General features: G+C 71.5%; 7 protein-coding genes and 3 pseudogenes. 6 read left to right on the top strand and 4 right to left on the bottom strand.

Translation table 11 applies throughout. The features are described 5' to 3' along the window. From JS521_RS36990 to glmM, 4 genes and pseudogenes are all read left to right on the top strand, one after another. A pseudogene (locus tag JS521_RS36990) lies at nt 1-104 on the top strand ((2Fe-2S) ferredoxin domain-containing protein); the annotation flags it as partial. Nucleotides 105-435: 331 nt separating this feature from the next. Further along, entirely contained in the window at nt 436-879 is a 444-nt protein-coding gene (gene rplM / locus JS521_RS30255) for a 50S ribosomal protein L13 (protein ID WP_018960214.1), read from the top strand. Between the two features lie 44 nt (nt 880-923). Beyond that, nucleotides 924-1,451, top strand: a complete 528-nt coding sequence (gene rpsI / locus JS521_RS30250; RefSeq protein ID WP_010058767.1) for a 30S ribosomal protein S9 — start codon at nt 924-926, stop codon at nt 1,449-1,451. A 300-nt stretch (nt 1,452-1,751) separates the two neighbouring features. Continuing rightward, on the top strand, nt 1,752-3,110 hold the full coding sequence (gene glmM / locus JS521_RS30245) for a phosphoglucosamine mutase (RefSeq protein WP_205086122.1): 1,359 nt from the start codon (nt 1,752-1,754) through the stop codon (nt 3,108-3,110). Nucleotides 3,111-3,137: 27 nt separating this feature from the next. On the opposite strand, the gene JS521_RS30240 is transcribed toward glmM, so the two are convergent. The 4 genes from JS521_RS30240 to JS521_RS30220 form a co-directional block, all read right to left on the bottom strand. After that, on the bottom strand, nt 3,138-4,103 hold the full coding sequence (locus JS521_RS30240) for a DUF389 domain-containing protein (RefSeq protein ID WP_205086121.1): 966 nt from the start codon (nt 4,101-4,103) through the stop codon (nt 3,138-3,140). A gap of 26 nt (nt 4,104-4,129) precedes the next feature. Next, entirely contained in the window at nt 4,130-5,125 is a 996-nt protein-coding gene (coaA, locus tag JS521_RS30235; protein ID WP_205086120.1) for a type I pantothenate kinase, read from the bottom strand. A 340-nt stretch (nt 5,126-5,465) separates the two neighbouring features. Beyond that, on the bottom strand, nt 5,466-7,076 hold the full coding sequence (locus tag JS521_RS30225) for a M16 family metallopeptidase (protein ID WP_205086119.1): 1,611 nt from the start codon (nt 7,074-7,076) through the stop codon (nt 5,466-5,468). A gap of 7 nt (nt 7,077-7,083) precedes the next feature. After that, entirely contained in the window at nt 7,084-8,031 is a 948-nt protein-coding gene (locus tag JS521_RS30220) for a hypothetical protein (RefSeq protein ID WP_205086118.1), read from the bottom strand. A gap of 263 nt (nt 8,032-8,294) precedes the next feature. Here JS521_RS30220 and JS521_RS30215 point away from each other — a divergent pair. Next, nucleotides 8,295-8,519 (top strand): annotated as a pseudogene (locus JS521_RS30215) (ATP-binding protein); the annotation flags it as partial. A 313-nt stretch (nt 8,520-8,832) separates the two neighbouring features. Then, a pseudogene (locus tag JS521_RS30210) lies at nt 8,833-9,219 on the top strand (hypothetical protein); the annotation flags it as partial.

The following is a 9,219-nucleotide window of genomic DNA, read 5'->3' as shown; positions in this document are numbered from 1 at the left end:
GCGTCTGCCGGGGCTGCTGCTGCGGTACCGAGAAGATCCCGGGCGTCGACCACGCCGCCCAGCTGGCCCGGGCGCGCCGGGGGGGGGGCGCCCCCCCCCGGGCCCCCGCGCCTCAAACGCCGGCGGGGCTGGAAGGATCGCCTCACGCGTCGGCGGGGCTGGATTTGTGCGGCGGGGCCTTTTTACGCGGCGGGGCCGCATGGGTGCGCTGGGGGCGTTTTGACCCGTGTGGGGGGTCGCCGGTAGGCTTCCCTTTTGTTATGCGTATCGGCTGCGCCCCCGTGGCGCTCAGGGCCCTTACGTAGGTTCTCTGGAGCAGTTACCAGTGGCTCGCATACGGGCATCGTCCCGGCAGTGTGAGCCCCAGCTGCATGATCGCTTCAGGGGTGCCATGTGTTGTCTGGACCTCATCCACTAAGAAGCGAAGGCTACGAAGTGCGTACGTACAGCCCCAAGCCCGGCGATGTCACTCGCCAGTGGCACATCATTGACGCTCAGGACATCGTCCTGGGCCGTCTGGCCACCACGGCTGCGAACCTCCTCCGAGGCAAGCACAAGGCGATCTACGCCCCCCACATGGACATGGGCGACTTCGTCATCATCATCAACGCCGACAAGGTGCACCTGTCCGGCAACAAGAAGACCCAGAAGATGGCGTACCGCCACTCGGGCTTCCCGGGCGGTCTCCGTTCGGTGCGCTACGACGAGCTCCTCTCGAAGAACCCCGAGAAGGCCGTCGAGAAGGCGATCAAGGGCATGATCCCCAAGAACACCCTGGGCCGCCAGATGCTCTCGAAGCTCAAGGTCTACGCGGGCGACCAGCACCCGCACGCTGCTCAGCAGCCGGTCCCGTTCGAGATCACCCAGGTCGCGCAGTAGTTCCGGCCACCCCCTAAGACGTACAGAAAGATCTGAGGAGAATCGTGGCCGAGACCACTGTTGAGAACCCCGTCGAGGGCACCGAGGGCGAGGAGACCTTCGCCGAGGTGACCACCTTCGAGTCCGAGGTTCCTGTCGAGGGCGAGTACACCAGCGAGTCCCTCGCGGGCCGCTTCGGTGACCCGCAGCCCGCCGCCGGCCTTGGCCGTCGCAAGAACGCCATCGCCCGTGTCCGGATCGTTCCGGGCACCGGCAAGTGGAAGATCAACGGTCGCACCCTTGAGGACTACTTCCCCAACAAGGTGCACCAGCAGGAAGTCAACGAGCCCTTCAAGGTGCTCGAGCTCGACGGCCGCTACGACGTCATCGCCCGCATCTCGGGTGGCGGCGTCTCCGGTCAGGCCGGCGCCCTGCGCCTCGGCGTGGCCCGCGCGCTGAACGAGGCGGACGTGGACAACAACCGCGCCACGCTGAAGAAGGCCGGCTTCCTCTCCCGCGACGACCGTGCGGTCGAGCGCAAGAAGGCCGGTCTCAAGAAGGCCCGTAAGGCCCCGCAGTACAGCAAGCGCTAAATATCGCCTGCTCGACTGTACGTTCGCCCCGGCGGCACGCTCTGTGCTGCCGGGGCGTTCGTTTATCGGCGCTCGCGGGCGTATAACGGCATAAGACGTTCATCGGCCCGGACGGGATCGCGGCCCGGTGGACGCCGTCGTGCATCTCGGCGCGTCTCGCAGGCCGGTCGCCTGCGCCATGCCGCCCGACGTGCCTTTTTGCATTTTTTCGTCGCTTTCGTTGTTTGGTTGCTCAGTTAGTTCGCTGCGCAGTGCAGTGCAGTAGTGGTTTGTGGTTTCGGAGCACTTCGGAGGACACCAGTGGGACGACTCTTCGGTACGGACGGGGTACGGGGTGTCGCCAACGCCGATCTGACGGCCGAGCTCGCGCTCGGCCTCTCGGTCGCGGCGGCGCACGTACTCGCCGAGGCGGGCACCTTCGAGGGCCATCGCCCGACCGCCGTGGTCGGACGTGATCCGCGGGCCTCCGGAGAGTTCCTGGAGGCCGCCGTCGTGGCGGGCCTGGCCAGCGCCGGTGTGGACGTGCTGCGCGTCGGCGTGCTGCCGACGCCCGCCGTGGCGCACCTGACCGGCGCGCTCGGCGCGGACATCGGCGTGATGCTCTCGGCCAGCCACAACGCGATGCCCGACAACGGCATCAAGTTCTTCGCGCGCGGCGGCCACAAGCTCGCCGACGAGCTGGAGGACCGGATCGAGACGGTCTACGAGCAGCACCGCACCGGTGAGCCGTGGGACCGCCCGACCGGGGCCGGCGTGGGCCGGGTCACCGAGTACGCGGAGGGCTTCGACCGTTACGTCGCCCACCTCATCGGCGTCCTGCCCAACCGGCTCGACGGGCTCAAGGTCGTCCTGGACGAGGCGCACGGCGCCGCCGCCCGGGTCTCGCCCGCCGCGTTCGCCCGGGCCGGCGCCGAGGTCGTCACCATCGGGGCCGACCCGGACGGCCTGAACATCAACGACGGCTGCGGCTCCACCCATCTGGAGCTGCTGCGCGCTGCCGTCGTCGAGCACGGGGCCGACCTCGGCATCGCGCACGACGGCGACGCCGACCGCTGCCTGGCCGTGGACGGGGCGGGCGAGGAGGTCGACGGCGACCAGATCCTCGCCGTGCTGGCCCTCTCCATGCGGGAGGCCGGGCAGCTGCGCAAGGACACCGTGGTCGGCACCGTCATGTCGAACCTCGGCTTCAAGCTGGCCATGGAGCGCGAGGGCATCCAGCTCGTCCAGACGGCGGTCGGCGACCGGTACGTCCTGGAGTCGATGAAGGCCGAGGGCTTCGCGCTGGGCGGCGAGCAGTCCGGGCACGTCATCGTCCTGGACCACGCCACGACCGGCGACGGCACGCTGACCGGCCTGATGCTGGCGGCCCGCGTCGCCGCCACCGGCCGCAGCCTCACCGAGCTGGCCGGGGTCATGCAGCGCCTGCCCCAGGTCCTCATCAACGTCCCCGACGTCGACAAGACCCGGGTGAACACCTCGGCCGAGCTGGCCGCCGCGGTCGTCGAGGCGGAGACCGAGCTCGGCGAGACCGGGCGCGTGCTGCTGCGGCAGTCGGGTACGGAGCCGCTGGTGCGGGTCATGGTCGAGGCCGCCGACATCGAGCAGGCGCGGGCCGTCGCGGGCCGGCTGGCCGATGTGGTGAAGTCCGCGCTGGGGTGAGGCTTGGGCCCGTTGAGCCCTCGGGGGTCACCCCCCTACCGAGGCCCCCGGTGTGCTCGCCGGGGGCTTCTGCGTACGCCGGATCCTCCACAGGCCCTTCTCCAGCAGCAGCGTCAGCGTGCCCGCGAGGACGATCCCGCCGAGGTTGGCGAGGAGCTGCTGGCCCGAGCCGACCGTCTGCTGGTAGTCGGAGTAGCTGAACGCGACGGCCGCGTTGGCGGCGGCCGGGACCGTCGTCACGGAGATCGCCACACCGATCAGGGCTCCGGACTTCGCCGAGGTGAGGGAGAGCGTCCCGGCGATGCCGGCCAGGAACGCCACGACGAACGACATCCAGTCCGGGTGCCAGATGAAGCCGGTGTTCGGCCGGGGCTTGTCGATCATGTCGTGGGTGAACAGGTCGAACGCGTCCATCAGCCAGGCGAACCCCGCCGTGACGATCATCGCCAGCGCGAAGCCCCCGACCAGCGCCCACAGCGAGCGCGCGACCAGGCGCGGCGCGCGCTGCACGATGGCCGTGGAGATCCCGGCCAGCGGTCCGAACTCCGGGCCCACCGCCATCGCGCCCACGATCAGCACCGCGTTGTCGAGCATCACACCGCAGGCGGCGAGCATGGTGGCGAGAGTGAGGAAGGAGACGTAGGTGACGGAGAAGGTCGACTCCTCGTGCGTCGCCTCCGTCAGCTCCTCCCACAACACGGCGTCGGCGCCGTCGCCCGGAGCTTCGTCCTCTGCCCGGTCCGCATGGTCGGACAGGGTCAGTTCCATGTTCTCCATGGTGATCGACCCGGACTTCTCCAGACCGAGGCCCCGCAGATCCCGGATCAGCTCGTCGCCGGCCTCGCGCGCCACGTCGCACATCACCACGTCCCCGGCGGGGGAGCGGGCCGCGCCCGGCAGGACCACGAGGTGGGCGGTGCCGACGGTGGACTCCAGCAGGGCGACGACCTCGTCCGTGGTGTCGGTGGGCGCGATCAATCGCAGGTGGAGCACGCGGCACGCCCTCCCGGGCTTCGGGGTCAGAGTTTGCGAAGGGACAGCTTCTGGACCTTGTGGTCCGGCCCCTTGCGGAGCACCAGGGTGGCACGGCCGCGCGTCGGAGCCACGTTCTCCAGCAGATTCGGCTTGTTGATGGTCCGCCACATGGTGCGCGCGTAGTCCAGCGCCTCCTCCTCGGAGACCTGGGTGTACTTGCGGAAGTACGAGGACGGGTCCTGGAACGCGGTGGCGCGCAGCTTGCGGAAGCGGTTCAGGTACCAGGTCTCGATGTCCTCGGCGCGCGCGTCCACGTACACGCTGAAGTCGAAGTAGTCGGCGAGCCCGACCCGCGTGCGGCCGTCGCTGCCGGGCAGGGCGGGCTGCAGGACGTTGAGGCCCTCGACGATGAGGACGTCGGGGCGGCGCACGGTCAGCCGCTCGCCGGGGACGATGTCGTAGATCAGGTGCGAGTAGACGGGCGCGGTCACCTCGTCCTTGCCCGCCTTGATGTCCGCGACGAACCGGGTCAGGGCGCGTCGGTCGTACGACTCCGGGAAACCCTTGCGGGAGGTCAGCCCGCGCGCCTGGAGCTCCTTCATCGGCAGCAGGAACCCGTCCGTGGTCACCAGCTCCACCCTCGGGTGCTCGGGCCAGCGGGCCAGCAGCGCCTGGAGGATACGGGCACTGGTGGACTTGCCGACGGCGACACTGCCCGCGACCCCTATGACGAACGGGGTGCCGCGCTGCGCCCCGTGCCCGTTCCCGGCGTCCCCGAGGAAGGTGTTGAGCGCGCCGCGCAGCCCGGAGGTGGCCTGGACGTACAGGTTGAGCAGCCGGGAGAGCGGCAGATAGACGTCCCGCACCTCGTCCAGGTCGATGACGTCCCCGAGCCCCCGCAGCCGTTCCACCTCGTCGGCGGTCAGCGGCAGCGGCGTCTTGTCCCGCAGCGCGCTCCACTCGTCGCGCGAGAGGTCGACGTACGGGGTCGGCGCATGCTCGGTGCGACGGTGAGGGCTCCGTGCGGGCGGTGTGATCACCCTTCATTGTTGCGGGAGTTTCAACGGAGTGGGGGGTGGGGTCGGTCACGTGGGTGGCGGACCGCGTCGGCCCGTGTCCGCGTCCGCCTGTGTCCGTATGAACGACGTGGGCCCGGTGTCCGCTCCCCTGCGCCGGACACCGGGCCGCGGCCCCGCCCCCCCCCCCCCCGCGCCCCCCCCGCCCCCCCCCCCCCCCCCGCCCCCCCCCCCCCCCCCCCCCCCCCCCCCCCCCCCCCCCCCCACGCCCGGGCTTTCTGCGAGCCGAGCCGAGCCGGACGAACCGTACCGAGCCGGACGAGCCGTACGTCCTACGTCAGGGGCCCGCCCGCCCCCCCGCCCCTCAGCCGCGTCCCGGTCGCAGCGAGCGCAGCATTCCCCGCGCCCGGTCCTTCAGCCCGCCCCGGCGCGCGGCGGCCTGCGGGATCTCGTCCGGGTCGCGCTCCGGCATCGGGACGACGGCGGCGGCGGGGACCGCCGCGTCGATCACCGCCATCCGGTCCGGGGTGAGCTTGGCGTACAGCGTCGGCTCGACCTCCGCCACGAACGCGTCGAAGCCGATGAGGTGCCGGGCCCCGTCCGGGAAGACGCGCATCGCGGCGCACGCGTCGTACCGTACGGAGATCTGCCCGCCGGGCGTGACCAGGGTGACGGCCTCCGGTCCGACGGTCAGGCTCACGGCGTCGCTCTGCCGGGACCGGTGCACGGTGCCCGCCGGGTCGGAGGCCGGGGCCGACCACTGCGGGGCCTCGGTGAAGCCCGCCCAGTCCACGGGCCGCCCCGGTACCTGGATCAGGGCGGAGGCGTGCAGTTCGCGGGCGACGTCCCGCAGGTCCTCGACGGTGACGGCGAGCAGTTCGGCGCGGTGCTCGTCGGGGGTGAGGTTGGCGTGTTCCGTCAGGACGTTCAGCGCGTACGAGGGGAGCGCGGCCGCGCCGAGGTCCGGGGTCTCGTACAGCTTGAGGCGCTTCACCCGGGCCGAGTCGAGTTCGGCCTGCGCGATGGTTCCGGCGCACATCCGTGCCAGTACGTCGATGAAGCCGCCCACCACCGCGTCCTGCTTCTGCGGCAGCGCGTCCGCGTAGGCGGTGATGGTCGCGTGGGCGGTGTCGCGCGGGTGGTACTCGCAGTCGGCGGCGTAGGAGTAACCGCCCTTCTGCCGCAGGTCCGTGAAGAGCGCCCGGCCCAGCACCTCCGCGAAGAGGGACGCCGCCGAAGTGCGCCGCACGATGCCGTCCAGGACCACTCCGCCGCTGCCGCCCGTGAGGTAGGCGGGGGTGACGGGCAGGGCCGAGGTCGGCGCGGGCAGCGGCTTCCGCTGCCCGGCGGGCAGGGTCAGGTCCAGGCCCTCCGGCACGGTGTCGCCGGTCATCCACAGCACCGCGTTGTCCCGGGTGAACCAGGTCCTCGCCCAGTCGCGCACCGCGTCGGCCGTCAGGTGCAGGGTGCCGTACTCCGGGTAGCTGGCGAGGCCGTAGCCCCGGGCCCCGTAACGCCACAGCGGCAGTTGGTGGTTGGGGCCCCGGCTGCGACCCGCCTGCTCGGTGCGCAGGATCTCCCGCTCGGTGGCGAGGCGTTCGACCGGCAGGTCCCGCAGGGAGGCGCAGACCCCGTTGAGGTAGGCGACGACCTCCTCGGCGGTGCCGGAGACCACGAAGTGGGTGTGGGTGGCGGCGGTTGACCCGTTGTAGTGCAGGTCCGATACGCCGTGCCGGTGCAGGGCGAGGTGTTCCACGAGGTGGGTGAGGCCGGCCGTGGCCAGCGTCTCGTCCGCCGCCCCGACCCGGAAGTACAGCCCGGCCGTGACCGGGCCGCCGCCGGACGTGGGGGCCAGCAGGGTCGGGATGCGGTCGACCTCGGTGGCGGTGATGAACGCGGGGGCGGTGGCGGGGCCGGTCGTGGTGGTGCCGTCCTGCGCCACGGTGGCGGCGGGGCCGTCGGTCTGCTGTGTCATCGTCGGTTCAGCCCTTCGCCATCGCGCGTCTGCGGTGCTTGAGGAATTGCACTTCCCGGTCGCCCCAGTAGCCCCAGGGGTACTCGGTGGCCTTGTCCCCGAGCGTGCGGAAGTACGGGGCGGCCTCCCGGTAGTGACCGCCCAGGCTCAGCGCGCCCGCGAAGTCGTTGTGGTCGCCCACCCAGTGGAAGCCCGGCCGGTAGTCCGGGTGCCGTACGGAACGGTCGGCCGCGGCCAGGATGTCGTCGCGGACCTCCGTAGCGCGCAGGTAGTCGCCGGGCCCGTCGTCGCTGTCGTCCAGCCAGCGTTCCAGGTGCGCCTGCACCACCAGCCGGCCCGCGTGGCTCCCCGCGGGGGCCGCCGCCATACACTCCCGGGCGAAGCCGAACACGTCCTCCCAGCGCCCGCCCCACTTGGGGCACAGCTGCTGGAGCAGCAGGATCTGCGCCTGGATGTGGTGCGGGTGGTGCTCCGCCAGCCGGTCGTACCGCCGCCGTACCTCGCTCGCCCCGAGCTCCAGGCCCCGGGCGGTCGTCAGCCGGTTCATCCAGGCGAGGGCGTACGCGGGTTCGTCGGCGCAGACGCCGATCAGCAGCTGTTCGGCCCGCCGCAGCCACGCGTGGAACTCCTGGAACTGCTCCCGCGAGACGTGCTCCGCCGTGTACGAGCTGCGGATGTCCCAGCCGACGCTGATGTAGCGCGCGGCGAGCAGCGTCCGGGCCAGCGGCGACCCGTGGTCGGCGACGGCGCGTTCCAGGAAGCGTTCGGAGGAGCTGAGGTCGGAGACGAGGTTCGCGGCGACGGCCCGCTCCTCCTCGTCGTCCAGGAAGTCGAAGTACGCCTCCACGGTGTCCCAGTCGCTGCCGCGTACGGCGGTCCGGAGGTCCACGAGGGAGGGGATCTGGCGGCAGAGGTCGAACTCCGCGCGTATCAGGTCGGGGGCGGTCGGAGACACGTCGGTCCTTGGAATCGGGCTGCGGACGCGACCGGTGGGGGGCCGGGCGCGGGAAGCGCGCGGCGTGTCGACGAACGGGCAGGTGGAGGGGGTCGAGCGGTGCGGTGATCGGAACGGGAGGCTAGCACCCGGCGGGCGATGCGCGCCGGGGAGTTTCGCGCAGGCCGGGAGCAGGCAGGGAGCAGGCGGGGCCTGCGGGCCCGGCCTCGTTCTCACGCGTCCCGGGGCCACCGGCGCGGCTCGGCCGGCGGTACGGACGAGGCATCCTGCTGAGCGTGTACGGCGACACGCTCCGCATCGAGGTCTCCGACACCCGGGGCGACCGGCTCCCGGCCGAGGCGGAGCCGTCCGCCGCATCCGAGTCCGGTCGCGGGCTGTTGCTCGTCGAGGCGCTCTCGGTGCGGTGCAGTGCGGTGCGGTGGGGTACGGAGCACGGGCCGTTCCCGCGCAAGACGGTCTGGGCCGAGGTCGCGCTCACCGGATCGTGACAGCCGCGACGTGGTGACCCGCGACGTGGTGCACCGCGACGTGGTGACCCGCGACGTAAAAGCTTTTAAGTACCCGTCTTGATCACTGGAGAAATAACCCGACCCAACCCCCCGAGTGGACCTCTGCGGGCCCCGGTCAGCTCGGGCGGGGCCTCGTCACTCACATGGGTGAAGTGTGCCAACCGGGCTGGATTTGCGACCTGTTGGCGGGCATATGCTCACGCTGACCACCACACCAGACATGAGACGGCCCCCGGCCGGGACTGGCATCCCGACCGAAGGCCTGACCACCCAGGAAGAGAACGCTTCCCGCATGGATACCCAGCAGGTTAGCGCGCCTCCGCGCGCCCCGTCCGCCGGAGTCGTACACATCAACATCCGGCTCACCGACGGCTACACGATCGTCTCCAACCGGCTCTCCCAGCACCGAGGACTCTCCCTGCTGGCGATCGGCCTCGGCACCCACATCCAGTCGCTGCCCGACGGGCGGCGCGTCGGCGTCAAGGCGCTCGCCGAGGTCTTCCCGGAGAGCGAGACCCGTATCGCCGCCGCGCTGCGGGAGTTGGAGCAGCACGGGTTCCTCCGCCGCACCCGCGAGAACGTGCGGGGCGGCAAGCTGGTCACGAGCACGGTGTTCTACAACCACCCGGATGCGGCGGCCCGGGGGCGGGAGCGGCGGCGCGCGGGGGGTGGCCAACCG

The sequence above is a fragment of the Streptomyces durocortorensis genome (assembly GCF_016901035.1).
Classification (GTDB): Bacteria; Actinomycetota; Actinomycetes; order Streptomycetales; family Streptomycetaceae; genus Streptomyces; species Streptomyces durocortorensis.
The sequence above is the reverse complement of the archived record's forward strand: the minus strand, read 5'-3'. Positions and strand labels throughout refer to the sequence as shown.